At 76.0% G+C, this 387-nt stretch carries 1 pseudogene; it reads left to right on the top strand.

Annotated features, from left to right (window positions below):
• Positions 1-147 precede the first annotated feature (147 nt).
• Positions 148-387: pseudogene (locus tag LPA54_RS41745) on the top strand (alkaline phosphatase); the annotation flags it as partial.

Genomic DNA, 387 nt, shown 5'->3' with positions numbered 1-387 from the left:
CGGCGTTCACGGGCCCGCAGCCTGCGGGCGGGTTCGCCATGCGGTCCTCATGCGACCGTCATCCGGATGCTGTGTACGCGTCAACGCCGCGTCGTCCCCGGCCCCTGCAATTCCTCCCGCACCCACACATCCGTCAGGGGAGGACCGATGACGCAGGACCTCACGACACCCCACCCCCGCCCCTCCCACCACGCGCCCGAACTCCGCGCCGCCGCCCGCCACATCGGCCGCCGCCGCTTCCTGACCGTCACCGGCGCCGCCGCCGCGCTCGCCTTCGCCGTCGGCGTGCCCGGCGCGGGCGTCGCGGCCGCCGCCGAACTGGACACCGCCCAGCTCACCGACGACCCCTTCACCCTCGGCGTCGCCTCCGGCGACCCGCACCCCGAC

Source organism: Streptomyces sp. DH12, from assembly GCF_020873895.1.
In the GTDB taxonomy this organism is placed as follows: domain Bacteria; phylum Actinomycetota; class Actinomycetes; order Streptomycetales; family Streptomycetaceae; genus Streptomyces.
Note: the sequence above shows the minus strand (reverse complement) of the source record. Positions and strands in the feature narration are given on the sequence as shown.